Consider the following 20,823-nt stretch of genomic DNA (forward strand, 5'->3'; position numbering starts at 1 on the left):
ATGACGGGGGACATCGACAGTTTCCACTCCACGACCGCGGCCGAGCGAGTGCGAGCGGAGGTCGCGGTCGTCGAGGACGAACTGGACGCCTTCGAACGGTTCAAAGACCGGATCACCCGTCTCCAGTGTGTACCCGGTGCCGGATCGGAGTTCGCTCTCGCCGAAGGGGGACCCGCGGCGCAGTCGACGGCGCCGTCAGTCCGGAAACTGGAGCGAGCGTACCGGTCCACGATCATGTCGGTCCCTCACTACGAGTCGGAGTACGGTGACGGCTTCGAGGAGAGCGTGCGAGCCGAGTTCGACGAGTCGGTCGCACAGGTGCTCACGGGGGCGGTTCCGTACACTCCGCTGGCCAAGTCTCGGCTCGTCAGCGCCTGTGAGAACGCCCGACACAACCGATTCGAGTTGGTCGACGACCTCGAACGGGAACTCGAAGCGCTGTCCACGGCGGTCACCCGGTTCGACGAGTGGCTCACGGAGATCGAAGGGATTCGCGAACGGATCACACGGTGGGAACGCTGTCGGGCGAGCGAGGAACTGGAGCGGATCGAACGCCTCCGTGACGAGTGTGACTCGCTGTCGGCAGAGCGCCAACGCCGGATTCGCCGGCAACCCGCGGCACTAGGGAAGCAGTCCGAGCCGGACGCCTTCCTCCAGTACCTGTATCGAGATCTGTCCTGTTCGAAGCCGGTCCTCACCGACGTCAGCCTGATCGCGAGGCGGATCGACACCGAACACCGCCGACTGCAAAAGCGACTCATGTGGTGACACCCTCCGCCGTGGTAGTATGTTTGATACTGTCAATCAAAATTTCGAGCAGTGAAACGCGTACGGAACAGCCGACGGCCGAATCCAGTTCGGTCTCCCGAAACACCGAAACTGGGTCCTTTGGTCGCTGGACCCTTTGGTTCCCCTCCCGAGACTCCGACTCCGATCGGGTCGGAGCCGTCGCGGCCCTCGTCTTTTGACATCCCACTCTTTTCGAAAAGCGGCCGAGAGGGATTGATGATATCAAATGTACGATTTCGTAGTGGATATATCCAACGAATGAAAATATATTATGGTCTGTCGGTGATATTCACGATCTATTTTCTATTATTCCGTAAAATTATGTTTCATGAATTATATTGATGGTGAATTTTCACTCTATCTGATTAGAGTACATCAAATCACTGGCGATCACGTCGGTGACGTCTGGAGGTTGATCTCGACGACGTTCTGTGCGTACAGGAGACGTTCGGGAAGTTCTTCTTCAAAAAAGGATCCTTCCAGACGGCTCGTCGGACCGGAAACGCTCAGTGCCCCGACCGGTCTTCCGTTGGGACCGTGGATGGGAACACCGATCGCACGGATACCGTGGATCTCCTCTTCGTCGTTGGTCGCATACCCTCGCTCTCTGATGGTTTCAAGCTCCTCAAAGAGAGTATCGGGATCAGTGATGGTCCGGTCAGTAAGCCGTCTCAGGTCCTCAATGTCGAGAAACTGCTCCACCCGCTCGTCGGGAAACGTCGAAAGTAGTGCCTTCCCCGACGCCGTACAGTGAAGCAAGTTCTGCGGCCGTTCCTGTTTTTTCTGGTAGAGTTCCGTTCCAACCGCGTTCTGACCGAACGCCTCATAGAGAGGAACGCGTTGTCCGTCGAACTCGATGATCGCGTGGGCACACTCGCCAGTCTCGTCGGCGAGTTTGTCTACTTCCTCGCGGCCGGCCTCGTACAGTGGATGGCTGTTCCGGACTCGCCGGCCGATCGTCAGCAACTGTGGACCGAGTGAATATTCGCCGTCGTCGTTCGTCACGTATCCGTTCTGCTGGAGCGTCGCCAGTTGTGTATGGATCGCGCCGGGGGTCAGATCGATCCGGTCGCTCAGGGACGAGGGAGGGGTCGGCTGTGTCCGACTGAGCTGTTCGAGAATCGTGATGGCCCGCTCGACAGATCGGATCGTTCGTCGTCCGTCCTCGCTGTTCATGGATTCGGATCATCATCCATGACCTTATGATTTTCTCCTCTCAAACGACAAGCTCTGGTAGCGGTCGTACGTCATCCTCATCTGATCGAACGACTGCGTGCGAGCAGGTGTGCAGACGGGGACAACCGCTACCGTGCCCGTCGACCCCGTTCCGTCCCGATTCCGTTTTCCCCGTCGGTACCGTTCCCGGTTGGCGCCGCATCGACGACCACGTGGTCGCTCGTTCGAACGGTCGTCGAGAGCGGTGCTATGGTGTCGTCGAGAGGAGATTCAACTCTCGTAGATGAGATCCGTCCACGGCTTCCACCCCCCGAACAGCGAGTCCCGTTCCTCGCGTTCGACCGAACGGAGGCAGTCCCGACATTTCAGCGCGCTGACCCAGCCGTCCTCGCTCAGGACGGGATAACGCTCGACGTTCGTCGACCCACACTCGGGACACTCCACACCGTCGACGGGTTCGCGCTCGACGGAGAGGTGTTCCTCGTCCGGGCGCGAGAAGTGTTGTGTCATCGGTTCGTCACCCCCTTGCTCGACGCGGCGCGCATCTCCTCGCGACGCGTCTCGGTCGCCCCGTAATCGATTTCGAGTCCCTCCCAGGCCTCGCGCGGGCCTTCGATCCCGAGCGTCCAGTCCTCTCCGATCCCGGGGTCCGCGACGACCTCCTCGACTTCCCCCTCGTACATCTTGATGAGATACCGATCATCGCCCACGTCGATGTAGAAGTTCTCGTCGAAGGTGTCGTGTCCCCTCGTGCTCATCTCGGGATCGTCGTTTACGACCTCCCGATACCGGTCCCACCACTCTTCGTCCTCGAATGCTGTCAGACCCATGGTGCGAGCGACTATTCAAAACAGCCGATTAAATAGTTTTGCCTGGCACTCAGAGTTGGCGCTGGAAGTAGATCCGGACCGCGCCGACTATCGAAACGACGATGATGATCGCCCACGAAAGCCCCCCGAGGTCCCCGAAATCCAGCAGTTCCGCGACGAGATAGACGGCGGCCACCGAAAGGAGGAGGAACATCGACGCAACGTAGAGTGAAAACTTGTCCTGAGCGAAATACCCCGCCACGAGAGAGCCCACGATGAGGGCGCCGAAGACGATCCAGCCGGTACGGTCCGGAGCCACGCTGGATACCACGGGTGGAAGCGAAACGCCCCGAATCAACACGAGAGCGAGGGCTGCTACTGCCACGCCAAGTGCAATCTGAAGACCGAATTTGACCAGTTTGTCTCGCGAAGTCATGTCACGGTCGGTGGATGCACGCCCGCTACTTGTGTGTTCTGCGTGCGGCCAAGTGGAGGTTGATCGGCCAACGGCACGGCGGACCGTCGCGAGCGACCGCCTCCACGCGACGGTAGCAGCGCTTCCCAAGTACGGAGTCCAGTCCGGTGGTCATCCCGTCATCGATCGTCCCACCCATCGAAACGGTCTCTCGTCCGGGGATCCGCGGCCAGCCGCGCGCAACGAAGAGTATATCCGGTCAACGACTGCATAGTCGAACGAATGCCACTGAGTGATACCCCTCCATCGGCACGGTCGCATCGCGGACCGGTGCGAGCGTCGACTAGCCGCCCGAGGGCCATTCCCGACGGCGGGGAGGAGATGACGGTGGATTCGGATTTCGACGAGGAACACACCGTCCACTGGCGGATCTCTGCCAATCGCGTCGGACGGATCGTCTCGACGAGTGGCCAACTTTATCTGACGGACAATTATCTCGTGTTCAGTCCGTACCCAACGGGATTCGGGGACGTCAGAGAAACCGGGATCCCGTTCGCGGGGATTCGTTCGATCGACGTGGTTAAACCCGGTACGCGGGGGGTACTCGATACGATCCTCAAAGGAGGATTCCGCACCCGGATCCGTATCGAACTCGAGAACGACCGCGAGGAACTGTTTATCGTCCACGACGTCGACGAAGCACTCTCCAAGATACGGAACGCAATCCACGCCTGAGGCCACCAGCGGTATGGTTTCGTCAGGTCGGGGAGAGCGCGAACGTAATCGCACGTCGAGATCGAATGATACGATTTGTTACACTCTCCCGAATGTGATGCTCTCTAGTCAGTGATACACGAGAACTGAGAGGGGTGCTGTTCGGATAAGGCTCGAGGACGTGATTCGGAGAGAACTTTTCGTGTCTAGGCTCGAAATCCTACACCTTGGAGACACTACCGGCCGATTCGAAATGTCTTCACCGGAGCGAGAGGCGGCACCTGATCCGGCGATTACCCTCGGGATCCGATTCCGTCTGTCCGGCCGATCTATTTTGGGTGCCGGTGGCGTTGCAATATGCAACGAGGCGGTCAAAGATGTGGGTGAGCCATGCTTTCGTTCGACTGCCCCGGCAGTGATAGCGGTTGTATCGAATTAGAATTTCCGGACACGAGAGACGATACCCGATCCGGCGATGACGCTCGGCGTCCGCCTTCATCTGATCATAATACCATTTCCACACACAATATATGTACTCGATGTGTTGTGTGTCTGACGTCACCGAAGGACCGTTCATCGGTGGATGCAGAAGGCCGATTTACAGCCGACGAGTGGTGCTGATCCGAAGCACGTTGCGGTTGGTGAGACCGTGATTCAACTCGACGACACGCGATATTGGCCGTCCACTGCTGTCGATTCCGGCACCGACCGCCTGCTTCACGTCCATCTCTATCCGACGAAGACTACTGCGAATCCCTCGACGTTTCTCCTTGGACTCTGCGAGAAACATCGAGTCGACGATGCACTCTTTCTCGTCGCCAGTGTCCCCCGTTTGCGGACGGCCTGCCGGCGGTATCGACTCCGATTCTAGCATGTCACACGTGGGAATCGGAGTGTCGGCAAACATCTATTTAACCGCGTAAAACGATGGAATAATCAATTCTCGAATATATTCGACCCCGTCGAATCGAGTTCCTTGAAGAGGTCAAAAAGCTCGGAAGGGGATTCGATGGCGATTGAAATGACCTGCTCACACTCGGATATCCGGCCTCGGTGAAACGCGGGAAGCACCACAATCACGGTTTGAGAACTCTCCTGTGGCGCCCTCAAGCATTTACAATTGTGAGCGGAATACGGCTGGTATGAGTGACAGTCATGGGGGTCGCCCGAGCGACACGATGCGGGAGCGCGTGCCGGAGGACAGTCGGAAGTTCTGGCTACTGCTGAACGCGAACCGGTGGCTGGTCGCCGCCGGGATCTCGGGCGGCGTGTTCCTCACGCTCGTCATCATCGGGCAACTCCACCCGACCGGAACGCCAGCACTGTTCAGCCGGGCGGACCCCATCGAGACGTTGTTTCAGGGGCTGCTCACGGCTATCATCACGGGTGTCACGCTCGTGCTCACGCTCAGCCAACTTGTGCTCTCCCAGGAGCAGGGGCCGGTCGGGGACCAGCGCGAGCGCATGGAGGGCGCGATGGCGTTCCGGAACGACGTCGAGGACGTCATCGAGGATTCCGTTAGTCCCGCCCAGCCCTCGGCGTTCCTCCGGTCGCTCGTGACACTCACGAAGCGACACGCCGAAGCCGTCTCGGACGCCATCCAGGACATCGACGACGAGGCCCTCAACAACCGGGTGGCCGTGTTCACAGAGAACGTGACGGGGAACGCGGACGCCGTCGAGAACGGTCTCGAGGACGCCCAGTTCGGCGAGTTCGACGTGGTGTTCTCCGCGCTGAACTTCAACTACTCGTGGAAGTTGTACGCGGCGCGCCGCCTCCGCGCGGAGAACGAAGACGTGCTCACTGACAAAGCGCACCACGCGTTCGACGAACTCATCACCGCGCTCGAACTGTTCGGGCCAGCACGCGAGCATTTCAAGACACTGTACTTCCAGTGGGCGCTCATCGACCTTTCGCGGATGATGCTGTACGCGTCCATCCCCGCGCTCCTCACGGCGGTTGCGGGCATTATCTACCTCGAACCGGCGCTGTTCCCAGGGACCGTGTTCGGCGTGCGCCCGCTCGTCGTGGTGGTGAGCGCGGGCGTGGCCGTTTCCCTGCTGCCGTTCGCGTTCCTGTTCTCCTACATTCTCCGCATCGTCACCGTGGCGAAGCACACCCTCTCCATCGGGCCGTTCATCCTCCGGGAGACCGACCAGTCCCGCGATCTCGACTGGGGCGACCGCGAAACGAAAAGCGGGGAAAACGCGGGCGCCAGCGACGGGGGTGAGTAGAGCGTATCTCTGCCGTTCGCTCGGACTAGCGGACGTTCTCGGCGCTGCAGTAGCGTCCATCACGTCCTCGAACTCGCCCCCGAGAATCGCCCAGTATAGCCATTCGGATCTCAGGACGTCGCAGAACCGGTTACAGCCCGGATTCATACCAGTGCTAACGGACTTCGTTAGAAGCTCCGATTACGACGCGTGTAGAAGACTGCGAGGCCCACCTCGTGTTCAGTTAAGTGTGAAACGTGAGGCGTGGTGATTTTGTGCCGGTCTATGGCAGAAATCACCCGCCTCAGCGGTGACTGCGACCGGCTCGATTTGGATTTTGTGGAGCGTCAGCGGACACCCGAGTTCGCGATGCGGCTCGGTATTCAGATGCACGTGGCAGGACTATCACTTTCGAATACCATCTCGATTCTTGAGAGGTTGGGTGTCGAACGCTCTCGAACAGCCGTCCACAACTGGGTGCAGAAGGCCGATCTACAGCCCGAAGACGGTGCAAGCCTGAATCACGTTGCGCTTGACGAAACCGTGATTCGAATCAACGATCAACAATACTGGCTGTATGCCGCTATCGATCCTGAAACGAACAAATTCCTTCATATCCGGCTCTTTTAGCACGTATACGACCGGTCTAACCGAAATCTCCCTGAGTGAATTACGTGAGAAACACGACGTCGAAACCGCTGTGTTTCTCGTCGACGATGCTCAGTGGCTCAAAACTGCCCTCGACCGACACGGCCTCGATTGCAGATACGAAATCCATGGCAATCGGAATGCCGTCGAACGTGTCTTTAGAGAAGTAAAATGACAAACCTTTTTGTTTTCAAATACGTTTAGTCACGTGGAGCCGACGACAGCAGAATCGTGGCTCCAAGCCCTCGCTGTCTGGTGGAATCGATGCCAAAGTTAACACGACCTGTCGCAAGACACAGGCCTGGTGAAAATCTATGTGCCGATGAGCCACAAGGAGACGTGGCAGCAAGAAGCGGACGAGAAAAATTATAAGAGTACTAGTAAGTACCTGCACGAACTGATCCAAGAGGCCCGGGCGATCAGGGAGGAAGGTTTCCTCGCGCCCCAGGGCAGCGATCAGGAAGTTCAGCGACTCAAGAAGAAAATCGAGGAGTTGGAGGACCGACCGGTACAGGCGAACCAGCAGAACAGGGATTCGGTGACGATTGACGACGCGGCGTTCTTGAAGCAGTTTCTCACTGAGGAGTACCAGACTTTCGACTATAGTAGCGTTTGGAACTGTTTGCACACCTGATCGCCAGACTGCGTGCGATCAGGTGTGCGATGACTTACAAAGGCTACTATAGCTTCTACAGCAGATCGTCGAGAGCGACACGGTAGATGAATTGCTTAGGGAGCCTGTCGAGGACGAGTTGTATTTCTTGGCGGCACGCGAGGAGGTCACGTTTGAGCACGGTCACGGGTGGCGGCTGGCCAGCGGAGGTGAGGAGTGATGGCCGACGACTGGTACGAGACGGTCTATGAGAACAAGCACGACGCGATCAACGACTTCATCAAGCAGAAGCAGACGACTGGCCGCAGTCCACGAACGTTGAACGAGTACAGTCGGGTGCTCAAACGGTACTATCACGAGCACTTCCCCGATCTCACACCGGAGGAGACGGAGGTGCGGCACATCGAGGGGTATCTGCGTATCCTGGACGACCGGGGCGTGAGTCAGAACACGAAGCGTCGCTACCTCGAATCGTTGTCGGCGTTCTTCAGCTACGCGATGAAACGCCCCAGGTTCGAAGAGATCACGGGGAATCCGGCAGGTGTGGTGTTGGAGGAGATTCCGAAGCAGATCCGGGAGCGACCGGACTGTGCGACGTGGGAGAACGCGAAGAAGATCGTGAAGGCGATCCCGGATCCGAGGAACAAGGCTGTCGTCGTTTTACTGGCGAAAACCGGGTGTCGGTTGGGGGAAACCCTGGAGATCAAGACGGACGACTTGATGCTCGGCGACGGATTTGTTCGTCTTCGAGAGCGGAAGGGTGGGAAGCAGACGGTGGTTCCGATCGATCGTGAGACGGTTCGGACGATCCGGCGGTTCAAACTGATTCGTCGGGACACCGACTTGGACTACCTCTTCGTGAGTATCCGTGACGATCGGCTGACGAAGACGGCGATCCAGCGTGCGGTGCGGCAGGCTGCGATCAGCGAGGGTGTTATCGACGACGGCGAGGATCGGTTTCACAAGAAGTTCACGCCACACACGTTTCGGACGGTGTTCACGACGTTGATGCGGAATCAAGGGATGAAGCAGCACGTCCTCCAGTACATCCGTGGGGATGCGGAAAGCGAGACGATGGACATCTACACGCGGGTCGACAGAGACGACGCACGAGAGGGGTATCTGGACTGCATCAAGCCACTGGGCTTGTAGCTACGCGGATTCGGACGTAAAGCTCAGGGCGGGAGGTGTCGGTCGTAGATGTTCCGGCGGTGCCCGACGGCTTCGACGATCAGGCAGTCGTCTTCCCGATTCCACGTGATGATCGCGCGGTAGTCGCCAGCTCGGAGTTTGTAGTAGGGGTAGCCGGTCAGTTTCTCCAGTCGGTGGGAAGTCCAGTCTTTCGCCTCGTCGAGTTTCTTCACCAGTCGCTCTTGGGCTTCGGTGTCGAGTCCTTCCAGTAAATCGAGTGCTTTCGGCGTCCCCTCGACCTCAGTCATCGATGTCGAGTCGTTCCTTCACGTCTGCCTGGGACACCGTTTCGCCGTCGTCGCGTTGCTCGCGGCTCTCTGCGAGATGTTCCAGTGCCTCCTCGGAGAGTTGCATCGGCGGTTCGACGGCGTCGCGGAGCGCGTCGCGGATGAACTCGGACTTGTTCGCGTATCCGCGTTCCTCCCACGCGTCGTCGATGTCGGCGAGCAGCGTCTTCGGCACGCGGACGTTGATCTTCTCCATCTCGCCGTCGGTACCGGCGTCGCTGTCGGTGCTCATGTGCTGTGATACGACTGTATCACACAAGAAGGTTCGCACAAGGAACGAGTGAAATCAGTATGCACAGACCATAGGTGTTGAGCCCGAAGAGGTAGATGTCGAGTGCTGGATGGAAGATGATAATAAGGGGCCGAGTACTTCGGCAGTGTTTACAGCTACGTGTGATTTTAGTTGAGAGATAGGTAACTCCGCCTACGAATTAGTGGAGTTTCCCTACTTTTTGTTATCATCGTCACCCCTTGTAAGCACGATGGGTGACCGTTTGAACCGCCGAGCGGTGTTGCAGGGGGTCGGTGTCGGAGTGGCTGCTGGGTTAGCAGGGTGTTCAGGTAGTGGAGGCAGTGAGTCACCAGAGTCTGATACCAGCGGTGATGGCAGTAATGGAGGTGAGATACCCGATTCGGCCTCAGATACCACCACGGAACCTACTGAAACAGAATCTTCAACCTCAACCCAAGCCGAGTCGACAGGAGGTGAGGTGGTACACGTAGGAGAAGAGGAATTAGAGAATTACATCTCGACTGCTGGGAATCCTGAGGATCTGCCTGAGGGAGCTAGTAGTTATACTACGGTGGGTCAGTCTGAGTATGAGTGGGTTGAGTTTGAGGATATTCGTAATCAGGTTCGTTTTGATTTTGGTGATTTTGGGAATGATGATCCTGCTCGTTTAGATGAGAGAGGGACTTTAGATTCGGTTGATACTTTTCATCTCGCTTTGAGAGATTCTGAGGGGTATGAGACGATTTGGGTTGGTCTTCAGGCTGATGAGTGGATGAAGACTTGTCTGCTGTCGAGAATTATCAGAACTTTTCAAAGGAAGTTCATCTGGTGAAAGCGAGGGCGCTTTAGAGTCATTATTTAACCGGAATGTGAGTGGTTACAATGATTTATCGGATGATTTCCCTCAGGAATATCTTGATCTGATTGAAGAGTAATCATAGATTTTTCAGGGTATTATTTGCCTCTCTAGGGTATATTTAGGAATGAGACCCCCAGATCGAAGCAGTGTGAGATCAGAGAACTCCCTCTTATTGTATTATTGACCGGAAAAGTGCCAACAAAAATTACTCTAGCTGCTGTTCTGGAAGTTATGGGACGAATGACGGTACCACTTCGAAAGGCCTCGGCACTCATAGGGCTCGTCGTCGCCGGGTGCCACCCCGACTCGGAGCGGTGCCCTCGTCATCGGCCATCCGGTCCTACGCCCCGACGGCGAAAAGAGGCTTGCGCCCTACGGGAGTCGGTCGCGTGCGGCGGCGACGAGCAGCGGCAGGGTAATCGTGGCGTCGCCGAGGACGGTCACGTTCTTCGCCGATTTCTCTAGTTTCCCCCACGACCGCGCCTCGTCGAGGGTCGCCCCCGAGAGGCCGCCGGTCGAGGCGGGGTCCGTGGTGAGTTGGACGCCGTAGTCGTAGGCCTCCGGCACCGTGAGCATCGTCTGGAGGACGAAGTTCTTGGGGACGCCGCCGCCGACGACGGTGGCGCCCGCCCGTTCGGCGTCGAACGCAACGTCCGTGATGTTCGTCAGATCCGCGAGCGCGTCGAGCGTGAACGCCGAGACCTGTGAGTGCATCCACGCTTGGATGCCGAGCACGGAGTCCTGTATCCCGGGGACGAAGACGGGCACGTCGTGTTCGGCGGCGGCGGCGGCGATGCCCGCATCCTCGTCGACACCCTCGGCGTCGTTGACCTCGGCGTTGGCGCGGCCGAGTGCCCGCGTGAACTCGCTGGTGGCGACCGTTCCGTCGAACTCGGGGAACACGTGGTCGCGGAGGTGGCCCTCGAACAGCGTGAAATGTTCCTGCGGGAGATAGACGTTGTAGATGCGGTCGACGCCCTCGTCGCGGAGTCGTTCGTCGTGTTCGCGTTCGTGGCCGTCGGGGCCGGTCCGGCCGTGGTGATGTTTCCCACCGATCGCCTCGATGGCGTCGTGTGTGAGGTTCGCGCCCGTCGTCACCAGTGCGTCGATGTGTCCGTCGCGGATCAGTCCCGTCACCACCTCCCGCATCCCACCGGGCACCATCGCGCCCGCGAGGCCGAAGAAGTTGGTCACGTCGTCCCGACCTATCATCTCGGCGTAGACGTCCACCGCCCGGCCCATGTCGGCCGCGCCGATTCCAGCCTTGCCGTACTCCGTCGCGAGGTCGCCGACGGACATCCCCTTCCACACCGCGGCGTGGCCGATGGGGTCCTCGTGGAACTCCTCCCGGGTCGGTTCGTGTTCGTCGTCGGTCATGGCCGGCTTTCCGCGACCGAACGGTTTCAACGGTCCGATCCGTCCCGCCCGGCGCGTCGCGGACGGCCCGATCATACGGATTATTGTAACTGTTTACCGGTGGGTCGCCGGATCGTCTCGGCGACCCACCGGTACTGACTTACAATAAACCGTATCAGAGTCCGGTCGGGTGTTCGACGTACGTCGTCTCGACACCCCACCCCTCGATCAGGTCGCCGAGCCGACGGACTCCGAACGTCTCCGTGGCGTAGTGGCCGGCAAGGAAGACGTTCATGCCCCGGTCCCGGGCCTCGTGGTACGCCTGTTGTTTCCCCTCGCCCGTGACGAGGGCGTCGAGGCCCGCGGCGGCCGCCTCCGCGATCCAGTCCACGCCACTTCCGGTGACGACGCCCACGTCCTCGATCTCGTCGGGGCCGAACCCGAGGATCTGCGTCTCCGTCTCCAGTTCCCGATCCAGCAGGGCGGCCACTTCGTCGACGGTGTACGGGTCCGCCGCCCTCCCCCGCGTCCCGACGACCTCCGAGCCGTGGGCCCCGAAGGGGGCGCGCTCCGCGAGGCCGAGGACGTCGGCGACGCCCGCCGCGTTGCCGAGTTCCTGGTGGCCGTCGAGGGGCAGATGAGAGACGTACAGCGCCACGTCGTTTCGGACGAGCGGTTCGATCCGGTCGTAATGCAGGTCGGTGAGCCGGTCGAACCCACCCCACGCGAGGCCGTGGTGGACGACGAGGAGGTCGGCACCGTGATCGACCGCCGCCTCGATGGTCGCCTCGGCGGCGTCGACGGCGAGGGCCACGCGATCGACCGCCCCGTCGCGCCGGCCCACCTGCAACCCGTTCGCACTCGCGTCCAGGTCGGCGTAGTCGTCGGTTCGGAGTCGCTCGTCCAGTCGGTCGACGAACTCGCTGCGGTCCATACCGACCCGTCGGCCGGCGGGGACTAGTGCTCTTCGCTGGCGCCGTCGGTCGCTTCCGAGCGGACACAAGATATTTTTCGGCGAGGGGTAGGGGGCGAACGTGACCCGTCGCCGATTTCTCGCACTTTGTGGAACGATTCTCGGCGCTGGTGCGGGGTGTCTCGACGGCACGGCCGACGAGCAACGGACTGCTCCGCCGACGGTGACCGACACCCCGACGGTGGCACTGACCGACACTGTCTCGCCGGGGTCGGCGGACAGCGAACGGGCCGCGAGTCCCCACGAGTTCGTCCACGTTGAGCGGGTGTCGACCCGAACCGTACTGGCGGCTCCCGAGAACGAGACGGCGACCTTCGAGAATCTGAGTCGCCAGCGACGACGGACGTTCAGAGTGGCACTGAAGCGAGAGCGAGTGGCTGCCGACGGGTGAAGTTTTTACAACGAGTCCAGGCCGACGTACGTGCGCTACAACGGGGCCTGGTTTCGCGTCCTCGTCGCAGTCCACTGATTCCGCTACGCGTCGGCGTGGGCGAAGACGAACGTCCGCAACAGGTGGCCGCCGAGCGTCGCCGCCTGCCCGTCGTCGCGGTCGTTCACCTCGACCACGTCGGCGCCGTCGGCGTGTGGGGCGACGGCGCGGACCACGGCTTCCATCTCCCGTGCCGCCAGTCCGCCGGGCTCCATCGTTCCCGTTCCCGGCGCGACCCCGGGGTCGGCGGCGTCGATGTCGACACTCAGGTACGTCGTCGCGGCGTCGAGGGTCCCGACGGTCGCACCTGCGGCGTCGACGACGGCCGCCGCACCGCGCTCCCGGACCGTCTCGGGGGCGACGACGGTTACGTCATCCTCGCGCGCCCGTTCCCACTCGGCCTCGCTCCCGGCGCGGGCGCCCACGATCACGGCGTGATCGGCCGTCTCGAGAACCCGCCGCGTCACGCAGGCGTGGCTCCACGGATCGCCGTCGAAGTCGGTCCGGAGGTCGAGGTGGGCGTCCAGACAGACGAACAGGTCGGGGTCGACCGCCCGGACTCCCGCGACGGTGACGGTGTGTTCACCACCCAACAGGAGCGGGACGGCCCCCTCCCGGACGACGTCGGAGAGGTCGCCCGCGAGGAAGTCGACGTACTCGGCGACGTCGCTCCAGGCGTGGAGGTCCCCGGCGTCGTGGACGGCCAGTTCGGAGACGTGTCGATCGGTTCGGTGGTCGTAATCCTCGAACGATTCGGCGAAACGCCGCACCCGGTCAGGGCCGAACCGGGTGCCGGGCTGGAAGGTCGTGGAGACATCGAGCGGTGCGCCGACGACGACGTAGGCCGCGTCCGCGCGGTCGGCGGTCGCACCGGGGAACATTATGATGGTCGCTGTAACTGTCCGCCGGCGGGTCGCCGCGACGTTCCGGCGACCCGTCTGTACTGACTTACAGGCGTCATCATCACACGATCTTCCGCTGTCCCTCGTACTCCAAGTACTCGATTTCGTCGTCGGGCGACAGGTCCTCGCCGTCGGGAACCCGCATCGTGAACGTCTCGTAGGTGTCGAGGTCCATGATCTGGGCGTCGTCGCCGGAGACGGAGACGACCTGCCCGCCCTTCCGTTCGACGATGGGGACCCACACCTTCGCGTCGACCGGTTGGCTGAGCGAGCGCTTCTTGCTGTCGAAGACACCCTTGCCTTCGATTCGAGCCTTGGCACTGCCGTGTTTCCCGGGTTTGGCCGTGCTGTAGGCGTTGATCTTGCATGGGGAGTCTTCCATCATCACGTAGCTCCCTTCCTGCAGTTCTCGGACCTGCTTTTGCTCTCTCGCCATATGCGTCGATAACGGAAGCCGGTGTATAAACCGTTTGGAAAGCCCTGCAGGCCGTTACTCGTCGCGACGCCGACGCATCTCCTGTCTGGTGAACTGGGGGCGTGCACGAACGCCGCGCTTCCGTCGGAGCGAGCGATAGAGCAGGACGCCGACAGGCAGGGTGATGACGCCGGCGACGATGGCCGCCTCCGGCGCTTGGTTGAACGAGTAGAGGATGGCCGTCGAGAGTACGCCGACCGCCGCTAGAATGCTGTAGGTGATGCGTTTGGCCAGTTGATCGAGGACGTCGTGTTCGTCGTCGAGTTGCACCTGGACCGTGAGGTCGTCGCGCTTGACCCGATCGAGGACGTCGTCGAGTTTCGGCGGGACGGTTACCAGCGAGCGGGCCGTCTCCTCCAGTTGGTCGCCCGCCGACTCCACGGCCTGCCGGACGCCCTCCTCGCGGTAGCCCTGTTCGGTGAGGTAGTCGGTCGCTACGGAGATGAAATCGAAGTCGGGATCGAGGGTGACACACACCCCCTCGACAACCGTCGCGACCCGCAGGATGAGCGCGAAGTTCCGCGGCAGACGCAGCGGGAACTCGTAGATGGTGTCCTCGACCTGCTGGATCACCTGCTGGACGCGATACTGTTCGAGGTCCTCGCCGCGCACATCGGCGATGGCCAGTTCCATCACCTGTCCCATCACCTCGCGGTCGGCCGTGGGACTCAGCGTCCCCATCTCGACCATCGCGTCGAGGATGCCGTCGATGTCCTGGTTGGCGACGGCGATGTAGAAATCGACGATCTTCCGCTGGAAGAACGCGTCGACCCGGCCGCTCATGCCGAAGTCATAGAAGATGATCGCCCCGTCCTCGTCGACCGACAGGTTCCCGGGGTGGGGATCGGCGTGGAAGACGCCGTCCTCGATGATCATCTGGAGGTAGATGCGCTGGAGACTCTCGGCAAGGTCGCTCCGATCCAGCCCCTGTTCGTCGAGACGGTCCACGTCGCTGATCTTGACGCCGCCGATGTACTCCATCACCAGGACGCGATCCCCCGAGAGTTCGTCGACGCCTTCGGGGATGCGGATGCGGTCGTTGTCGAGGAAGTTCTCGCGGATCTCGCCGAGCATGCGACGCTCTCTGGCGTAGTCCATCTCCTCTCTGATTGTGTTGGAGAATTCGTCGGCGAGATTCGACACCGAGAAACTCCTGGCCTCGTCGGTAAAGCGGAGGAGAAGCGGCAGGAGCCACTCGATCGCTCGGAGGTCGGCCTCGACGAGGTCCTCGATCCCCGGGCGTCGGACCTTGATCGCCACCTGTTCGTCCTCGTAGGTTGCCCGGTACACCTGACCGAGGCTGGCGCCACTGATGGCCTCCCGTTCGAAGTCGTCGAACACCTCGTCGACGGGCCCGACGTCGGCCTCCAGTACCGGTTTCGTCTCCGCCCACGGGGCCGGGGGGACGTCGTCCTGAAGCGTGGTCAGGACGTCGATGTAGGCGGGCGGGAGGACGTCCGGTCGAGTCGACAGCAACTGTCCGAGCTTGATGAACGTCGGCCCGAGAGTGAGCAGCGAGTCGAGGAGACGGTCGGCCCGCCGCCGCTGGGTTTCGGTATCCACGCTCCGCTGGCCGCCGAAGACGAGGTACCGCCGGCGGTCGCGGGCGTACGCGACGATGAGTGGGAAAAACTGGTAGAGGACACGGACGAAGCGCCAGTACGCGCGGAGATTGACCAGCGTAACCACCCGGGCTTACGCGTCCTCGATCGGGACGGACTGCTCCGGCGCGGCCTCGTACTTCGGGAGTCGGAGTTCGAGGACGCCTCGTTCCATCGACCCCTCGGCACCCGCTCCCGTCGCGTCCGGTGGCAGCGGTAACTCGGCGTCCAGAAAGAGCGGCCGATCCTCCCGCACGTACTCGAACGCTCCCGGGAGCGACTTTTCCCGTCTGGCTTCGACGAGCAGCCGTCCCTTCTCGACGCGGACGTCGAGGGTGTCCGCCGTCGCGCCGGGGAGGTCGACGACAAGCAGGTAGGCGTCCTCGCTTTCGAGCAGATCCGCGAACACTGCCTCGGGAAGGTCCCGAAGCGCGTCCCGCAGTGCTGACATGGACCGAAGTAAGGGACGGGGATCGAAAAAGGCCGCGGTGTCTGCGAGGCTACGGACGCCGGCTACGGGTTTTTGTATCCCCGAACGTAAAGGCGGGTATGAGTCACGACGACCTCGAACGCGCGGGATTCAAGGACCGCACGCGCGTCGCTGAGGCCCTGGAGACCGTCCTCGGTGCGGTCTCGGGGCACGACAGAACCGACCGAGTGGCGCTCGGCCGGGCCGACGGCCGTACGCTCGCGGAGACGGTGACCGCCCCCTCGCCCGTCCCCGGCTACGACCGTGCGGCGATGGACGGCTACGCCGTCCAGGCCGCGGACACCTTCGGCGCGAGCGACCGGTCGCCGGCGGTCCTCCGCGAGAGCGACGACGGTGCCGTGACGCCCGACGCGGCCGTCCGCGTCCACACCGGGAGCGACCTTCCCGACGGTGCCGACGCCGTCGTCATGATCGAGGAGACCGAGACCGTCGGCGACGAGATCGAGGTGTTCGACGCCGTCGCCGAGGGCGAGAACGTCGGCGACGTCGGCGAGGACGTGGCCGAGGGCACGGAACTCTACGATCCGGGACACCGGCTCCGCCCCTCGGATCTCGGCCTGTTGAAGTCCGTCGGCGTCGATCGGGTCGAGGTGTACGACCCGCCGACGGTCGGCGTGATCCCGACCGGCGAGGAACTCGTCCAGCGCGACCCCGCCCCCGGGGAGGTGATCGAGACCAACGGCCTGACCGTCTCCCGACTGGCCGACCGCTGGGGGGCCGTCCCCACCTATCGGAACGTCGTCGACGACGACCCCAACGCCATCCGCGCCGCGATTCAGCGCGATCTCGCGAAGGACGTGGTCGTCACCACCGGTGGCTCGTCGGTCGGCGAACGCGACCACACGCCCGAGGTCGTCGACGACCTGGGTGAGGTCCTGGTCCACGGCGTCGCGCTCAAGCCCGGCCATCCCGTCGCGCTCGGCGTCGTCGAGGGGACGCCCGTGATCATGCTCCCCGGCTACCCCGTCGCTTGCATCGTCAACGCCGTCCAGTTCCTCCGTCCCGTCCTCAAACGCGCCGGCAACGCCCCCGTTCCCGACCTCCCGACCGTCGAGGCCGCCCTCTCGCGGAAGATTTCGAGCGAACCGGGGACGCGGACGTTCGCCCGGGTCCGACTGCGCGAGGCGGACGACGGCCGGATCGCCGAGCCCACCCGTGCCAGCGGGTCCGGCGTCCTCTCCAGTGTCGCCCTCGCCGACGGCTGGGTCGTCGTCCCCGAGGGCCGCGAGGGGTACGACGCCGGTGACACCGTCGCGGTCGAGAACTGGGAGTGGTCGGCATGACGGACCGCAGACAGTTCCGCGACCTCGCCTCCCCTGCGGAGGCCCGCGAGGCCATCGGAAGCCTCGATCTGACGCCCGATCCCGAGGCGGTCCCACTGGACGACGCCCGGGGCCGCGTCCTCGCCGAACGGATCGACGCCGCCCTCGACGTGCCGGGATTCGACCGTGCGAGCGTCGACGGCTACGCCGTCCGCGCCCGCGATACCTTCGGCGCCGACGAGGCCGACCCGGTCGTCCTCGACCGGATCGGAACGGTCCACGCCGGTTCCGAACCCGACGTCGAGGTGCGGGAGGGGACCTGTGCCGAGATTTCGACCGGCGCGGTGCTGCCTCCCGGCGCCGACGCCGTCGTGATGGTGGAACGCACCGACGATACCGAGGCGGGCATCGCGATCCGTACCTCGGTCGCACCGGGTGACCGCGTGATGGTCGCGGGCGCAGACGTGGCTGCCGGATCGCGCGCACTCGGTCCGGGCACCCTGCTCACCCCCCGTGAGATCGGCCTGCTGTCCGCCCTCGGCGTCGACGAGGTGCCCGTCCGCGGCACGCCCACGGTCGGCATCGTCTCGACCGGCGACGAACTCGTCCGGCCCGGCGGGGACCTCCACAGCGAGGCCGGACAGATCTACGACGTGAACTCCTACACCATCGCCGCGGGCGTCGAGGAGGCGGGCGGCGAGGCCGTCCTCTACCCCCACGCCGGCGACGACTACGACGAGATGGAGCGTCTGCTCGTCGAGGCCGCCGACGAGTGTGACCTCGTCCTCTCCTCGGGGTCGACCTCCGCGAGCGCCGTCGACGTGATCTACCGCGTCATCGAGAGCGAAGGGGAACTCCTCTTGCACGGCGTCTCGGTCAAGCCGGGCAAGCCCATGCTCGTCGGTCGCCTGGAGGACTCGGCGTACGTCGGCCTCCCGGGGTATCCGGTCTCCGCGCTCACCATCTTCCGGACCTTCGTCGCGCCCGCGATCCGGGCGGCCGCCGGACTTCCAGAGCCGCGGACGGCGACCGTCGAGGGACGGATGGCGGTCCAGGAGCGCTACAGCGAGGGTCGGACGCGGCTCATGCCGGCGGGGCTGATCGAGGCCGGCGGGGAGACTCTCGTCTACCCTGTCGACAAGGGAAGCGGCGCGACGACGAGCCTGGTCGAAGCCGACGGCGTCGTCGAGGTTGACGCCGACACCGACTACCTCGCCGAGGGCGAGACGGTGACCGTCCAACTGTTCTCGCCGGACGTCCGTGCCCCCACCCTGCTCGGCGTCGGCGAGGACGACCCCGCCCTCTCTCGGCTGCTCGACGGACTGGAGCGCCCGCGCTACCTCGACGTGGGGAGTCGACAGGGACGGCGCCGCCTCCGGGACGGGGTGCCCGACGTGGCGGTCGTCTCCGGCCCCTCGGATCGCGACGTGGACGCCGTGGACCTGGGAGGGTGGACCCGCGAGTGGGGGCTCGTCGTCCCCGGCGGGAACCCTCGGGACGTGACGGGACTGTCCGACCTGGTCGACCGCGACCTCAGGTTCGTCAACCGCTCGACCGACTCCGGGCTCCGTGCCAGCCTCGACGCCGCCCTCGACGACCTCGCCGCCGACCGCGACGTGACGGCCCGAGACCTCGCCGACGCCGTCGACGGCTACGACCTGACGGTCAAGGGATTCGAGAGCCCCGCACGGAAGGTTCTCGGCGGCGCGGCCGACGCCGGCCTCGGCCTCCGGGCGACGGCCGACGCACTCGACTGTGGGTTCGTCCCCCTCGGCACCGAATCCGTGCGCGTTCTGGCCCCCCCCGACCGCACGGACAAACCGAGCGTCGCGGCGCTCGGACGGGCCATCGACACGGCCCTCGACGACGCCGTCTCGGATCTCTCCGGCTTCGACGGCTGACGCGTACTCACTCCGAGCCGACGCTCCGATCGCCTGGGTCCCGGCCGGGACGTCTCGACCCTCCGTCCGTCTCGGCGGACCGACGGAGCGGGGTCGTCGAGGTAGTCGCGGCTCCACTCGCTTCGCCGAACACCCCATTCATGTGGCGGAGGCTATATGTGCCCACACTAGTTACGAGGGGTCGTGTCCGCCCACCCGACCATCCTCCACGTCGACGACGACCCGACGACGCTCGACCTCTCGAGCGACCGGGCCGACGACGAGGGACTGACGTGGCTGACGGCCTCCGATTCGGAGGCCGGACTGGCGATTCTGGCCGAGCGAGACGTGGACTGTCTGGTCAGTGATTCGTTCCGTACGCCCGACGGCGAGCCGTTCGTGACCCGTGCGACCGACGTCGACCCCGATCTGCCAGTCGTCCTCTTTACCGCGGCCGACCGCGACGCGGTCGACGCCGAGGCCCGACGGACGGCCGCCCGGTACGTAAAAAAGGGGACGGCCGACGAGTTCGGTACCCTGCTCGATCACGTCTCGACGCTGCTCGACGGACCCCCGGACGGCTGGCGGTCCATCGGGCGCCACGACTGGGAAAAAGCGGGGACCAGCCTCGCGACGACCATCGTCACTGCCGTCGAGGCCGACACCGGTCGCGACGCCTCGACGATATCACCCCTCTACGAGAGCATCGACGCCGAGACGCTGGCGTCGCTCCTCCGGCGACCGGACGGCGAGGCACGTGACGGGATTCGAGTTCGATTCGGCTTCGCCGGGGAGGAACTCGCGGTGACGAGCGCGGGAGCGGTCCTCGTGCGGACCGAACGGGAGTAGCCTCAGTCTCCCGCCGCTCGGGGGGGCGTCCGCAGTTCGTCGAGCGACCGCACGCGGTAGTCCCCGAGGACACAGCGCCCCCGGCGGTACGGATCGTGGCGTTCGACGTGGACGCCGTCGAGGCCGGCGTTCCACGCCGCCCCCACGTCGTTCGGGCCGTCACCGGCGAGGGCGCCGGCCGCCGCGTCGTCGACGCCGAGATCCGACATCGCGAGGTAGACGGGGGCTGGGTCGGGCTTCCAGCCGACCTCGTGCGTACAGGAGACGACCGTGTCGAACCAGTCTCGGATGTCGAGTCCGTCGAGCACCGGATCGACCAGATACTCCTGACAGTGGGTGACGAGGCCGACCGGCCGGTCCAGGTCGGCGACGAACGCGGCGTCGTCGTGGAGGAAGGTGGCCTCGGCGCGGGCGGCGGGGTCCTCGGCCTCGTGGAGCGCCGCCCAGAACGCGTCGGGATCGATCCCCCACTCGCGCAACTGGGGCGTCCGCTCTCCGGAGAGCCCGTGCCAGAGGATCTCGATCTCGCGATCGGAGAACGACCGGCCCAGTCGGTCGCCGACGCGGTCGAACACGTCCGCGGCGTAGGAGGGCTCGACGTCGACGAGCGTGCCGTCGAGGTCGAACAGCCAGAAGTCGTAGGCGTCTGCGACCATCCA

Annotated in this window: 23 protein-coding genes and 2 pseudogenes; 12 read left to right on the forward strand and 13 right to left on the reverse strand. The window is 63.3% G+C overall.

Annotated features, from left to right (window positions below):
- Positions 1 to 768 (forward strand): DUF7260 family protein, encoded by a 768-nt coding sequence (locus NBT82_RS10780; protein ID WP_251328123.1) that lies wholly within the window; start codon positions 1 to 3, stop codon positions 766 to 768.
- 411 nt (positions 769 to 1,179) lie between these two features.
- Here the strand turns inward: NBT82_RS10780 and NBT82_RS10785 are convergent, their stop codons facing one another.
- The 4 genes from NBT82_RS10785 to NBT82_RS10800 form a co-directional block, all read right to left on the reverse strand.
- Entirely contained in the window at positions 1,180 to 1,965 is a 786-nt protein-coding gene (locus NBT82_RS10785) for an IclR family transcriptional regulator (RefSeq protein WP_251328124.1), read from the reverse strand.
- A 270-nt stretch (positions 1,966 to 2,235) separates the two neighbouring features.
- The gene (locus NBT82_RS10790) at positions 2,236 to 2,475 is read right to left on the reverse strand and encodes a hypothetical protein (RefSeq protein WP_251328125.1); all 240 of its coding nucleotides are present in this window, start codon (positions 2,473 to 2,475) and stop codon (positions 2,236 to 2,238) included.
- Positions 2,472 to 2,795, reverse strand: coding sequence for a hypothetical protein (locus NBT82_RS10795; protein WP_251328126.1), 324 nt, complete (start codon positions 2,793 to 2,795; stop codon positions 2,472 to 2,474). The genes NBT82_RS10790 and NBT82_RS10795 overlap by 4 nt, the downstream gene beginning before the upstream one ends.
- Positions 2,796 to 2,844: 49 nt before the next feature.
- Positions 2,845 to 3,093, reverse strand: coding sequence for a hypothetical protein (locus tag NBT82_RS10800; protein ID WP_251328127.1), 249 nt, complete (start codon positions 3,091 to 3,093; stop codon positions 2,845 to 2,847).
- A 477-nt stretch (positions 3,094 to 3,570) separates the two neighbouring features.
- Here NBT82_RS10800 and NBT82_RS10805 point away from each other — a divergent pair, with 477 nt between their 5' ends.
- The 6 genes and pseudogenes from NBT82_RS10805 to NBT82_RS10830 all read left to right on the forward strand — a co-directional run bounded on the left by NBT82_RS10805 (position 3,571) and on the right by NBT82_RS10830 (position 8,529).
- Positions 3,571 to 3,924, forward strand: coding sequence for a hypothetical protein (locus tag NBT82_RS10805; protein WP_251328128.1), 354 nt, complete (start codon positions 3,571 to 3,573; stop codon positions 3,922 to 3,924).
- A 369-nt stretch (positions 3,925 to 4,293) separates the two neighbouring features.
- Positions 4,294 to 4,960, forward strand: a pseudogene (locus NBT82_RS10810) (transposase domain-containing protein).
- Between the two features lie 85 nt (positions 4,961 to 5,045).
- Positions 5,046 to 6,137, forward strand: a complete 1,092-nt coding sequence (locus NBT82_RS10815; RefSeq protein WP_251328129.1) for a DUF7972 family membrane protein — start codon at positions 5,046 to 5,048, stop codon at positions 6,135 to 6,137.
- Positions 6,138 to 6,401: 264 nt separating this feature from the next.
- Positions 6,402 to 7,041: pseudogene (locus NBT82_RS10820) on the forward strand (IS6 family transposase).
- Between the two features lie 45 nt (positions 7,042 to 7,086).
- Positions 7,087 to 7,398: a hypothetical protein gene (locus NBT82_RS10825; protein WP_251328130.1), complete on the forward strand. Its 312-nt coding sequence runs from the start codon at positions 7,087 to 7,089 to the stop codon at positions 7,396 to 7,398.
- A 198-nt stretch (positions 7,399 to 7,596) separates the two neighbouring features.
- Positions 7,597 to 8,529: a tyrosine-type recombinase/integrase gene (locus tag NBT82_RS10830; RefSeq protein ID WP_251328131.1), complete on the forward strand. Its 933-nt coding sequence runs from the start codon at positions 7,597 to 7,599 to the stop codon at positions 8,527 to 8,529.
- Positions 8,530 to 8,552: 23 nt separating this feature from the next.
- On the opposite strand, the gene NBT82_RS10835 is transcribed toward NBT82_RS10830, so the two are convergent.
- Both NBT82_RS10835 and NBT82_RS10840 read right to left on the reverse strand, forming a co-directional pair.
- The gene (locus tag NBT82_RS10835) at positions 8,553 to 8,816 is read right to left on the reverse strand and encodes a type II toxin-antitoxin system RelE family toxin (protein ID WP_251328132.1); all 264 of its coding nucleotides are present in this window, start codon (positions 8,814 to 8,816) and stop codon (positions 8,553 to 8,555) included.
- The gene (locus NBT82_RS10840) at positions 8,809 to 9,087 is read right to left on the reverse strand and encodes a ribbon-helix-helix domain-containing protein (protein WP_251328133.1); all 279 of its coding nucleotides are present in this window, start codon (positions 9,085 to 9,087) and stop codon (positions 8,809 to 8,811) included. Before NBT82_RS10840 ends, NBT82_RS10835 begins: the two co-directional genes overlap by 8 nt.
- 250 nt (positions 9,088 to 9,337) lie before the next feature.
- Here NBT82_RS10840 and NBT82_RS10845 point away from each other — a divergent pair, with 250 nt between their 5' ends.
- Positions 9,338 to 9,919 carry a hypothetical protein gene (locus NBT82_RS10845; RefSeq protein WP_251328134.1) on the forward strand — a complete coding sequence of 194 codons (582 nt, stop codon included), beginning with the start codon at positions 9,338 to 9,340 and terminating at the stop codon, positions 9,917 to 9,919.
- A 399-nt stretch (positions 9,920 to 10,318) separates the two neighbouring features.
- Here NBT82_RS10845 and NBT82_RS10850 read toward each other — a convergent pair whose 3' ends face one another.
- Positions 10,319 to 11,323 (reverse strand): deoxyhypusine synthase, encoded by a 1,005-nt coding sequence (locus NBT82_RS10850; RefSeq protein ID WP_251328135.1) that lies wholly within the window; start codon positions 11,321 to 11,323, stop codon positions 10,319 to 10,321.
- Between the two features lie 154 nt (positions 11,324 to 11,477).
- Positions 11,478 to 12,236: a Nif3-like dinuclear metal center hexameric protein gene (locus NBT82_RS10855; RefSeq protein WP_251328136.1), complete on the reverse strand. Its 759-nt coding sequence runs from the start codon at positions 12,234 to 12,236 to the stop codon at positions 11,478 to 11,480.
- A 100-nt stretch (positions 12,237 to 12,336) separates the two neighbouring features.
- Here NBT82_RS10855 and NBT82_RS10860 point away from each other — a divergent pair, with 100 nt between their 5' ends.
- Positions 12,337 to 12,666 (forward strand): hypothetical protein, encoded by a 330-nt coding sequence (locus NBT82_RS10860; RefSeq protein WP_251328137.1) that lies wholly within the window; start codon positions 12,337 to 12,339, stop codon positions 12,664 to 12,666.
- Positions 12,667 to 12,749: 83 nt separating this feature from the next.
- Here the strand turns inward: NBT82_RS10860 and speB are convergent, their stop codons facing one another.
- The 4 genes from speB to NBT82_RS10880 all read right to left on the reverse strand — a co-directional run bounded on the left by speB (position 12,750) and on the right by NBT82_RS10880 (position 16,134).
- On the reverse strand, positions 12,750 to 13,586 hold the full coding sequence (speB, locus tag NBT82_RS10865) for an agmatinase (RefSeq protein WP_251328138.1): 837 nt from the start codon (positions 13,584 to 13,586) through the stop codon (positions 12,750 to 12,752).
- A gap of 82 nt (positions 13,587 to 13,668) precedes the next feature.
- A complete protein-coding gene (locus NBT82_RS10870; protein ID WP_251328139.1) occupies positions 13,669 to 14,043 on the reverse strand; it encodes a translation initiation factor IF-5A in 375 nt (124 codons plus the stop codon).
- A gap of 54 nt (positions 14,044 to 14,097) precedes the next feature.
- Positions 14,098 to 15,771 carry an ABC1 kinase family protein gene (locus tag NBT82_RS10875; protein WP_251328140.1) on the reverse strand — a complete coding sequence of 558 codons (1,674 nt, stop codon included), beginning with the start codon at positions 15,769 to 15,771 and terminating at the stop codon, positions 14,098 to 14,100.
- A gap of 6 nt (positions 15,772 to 15,777) precedes the next feature.
- Positions 15,778 to 16,134, reverse strand: coding sequence for an Hsp20/alpha crystallin family protein (locus NBT82_RS10880; RefSeq protein ID WP_251328141.1), 357 nt, complete (start codon positions 16,132 to 16,134; stop codon positions 15,778 to 15,780).
- A gap of 98 nt (positions 16,135 to 16,232) precedes the next feature.
- On the opposite strand from NBT82_RS10880, the gene NBT82_RS10885 reads away from it, so the two are divergent.
- From NBT82_RS10885 to NBT82_RS10895, 3 genes are all read left to right on the forward strand, one after another.
- A complete protein-coding gene (locus NBT82_RS10885; RefSeq protein WP_251328142.1) occupies positions 16,233 to 17,456 on the forward strand; it encodes a molybdopterin molybdotransferase MoeA in 1,224 nt (407 codons plus the stop codon).
- Complete coding sequence (locus NBT82_RS10890; protein ID WP_251328143.1) at positions 17,453 to 19,336, forward strand: molybdopterin biosynthesis protein; 1,884 nt, start codon at positions 17,453 to 17,455, stop codon at positions 19,334 to 19,336. Before NBT82_RS10885 ends, NBT82_RS10890 begins: the two co-directional genes overlap by 4 nt.
- A gap of 183 nt (positions 19,337 to 19,519) precedes the next feature.
- Entirely contained in the window at positions 19,520 to 20,164 is a 645-nt protein-coding gene (locus tag NBT82_RS10895) for a HalOD1 output domain-containing protein (RefSeq protein WP_251328144.1), read from the forward strand.
- 2 nt (positions 20,165 to 20,166) lie between these two features.
- On the opposite strand, the gene NBT82_RS10900 is transcribed toward NBT82_RS10895, so the two are convergent.
- The gene (locus NBT82_RS10900) at positions 20,167 to 20,820 is read right to left on the reverse strand and encodes an HAD family hydrolase (RefSeq protein WP_251328145.1); all 654 of its coding nucleotides are present in this window, start codon (positions 20,818 to 20,820) and stop codon (positions 20,167 to 20,169) included.
- Between the last annotated feature and the right edge of the window lie 3 nt (positions 20,821 to 20,823).

Source organism: Haloplanus sp. HW8-1 (assembly GCF_023703795.1).
GTDB classification, from domain to species: Archaea; Halobacteriota; Halobacteria; order Halobacteriales; family Haloferacaceae; genus Haloplanus; species Haloplanus pelagicus.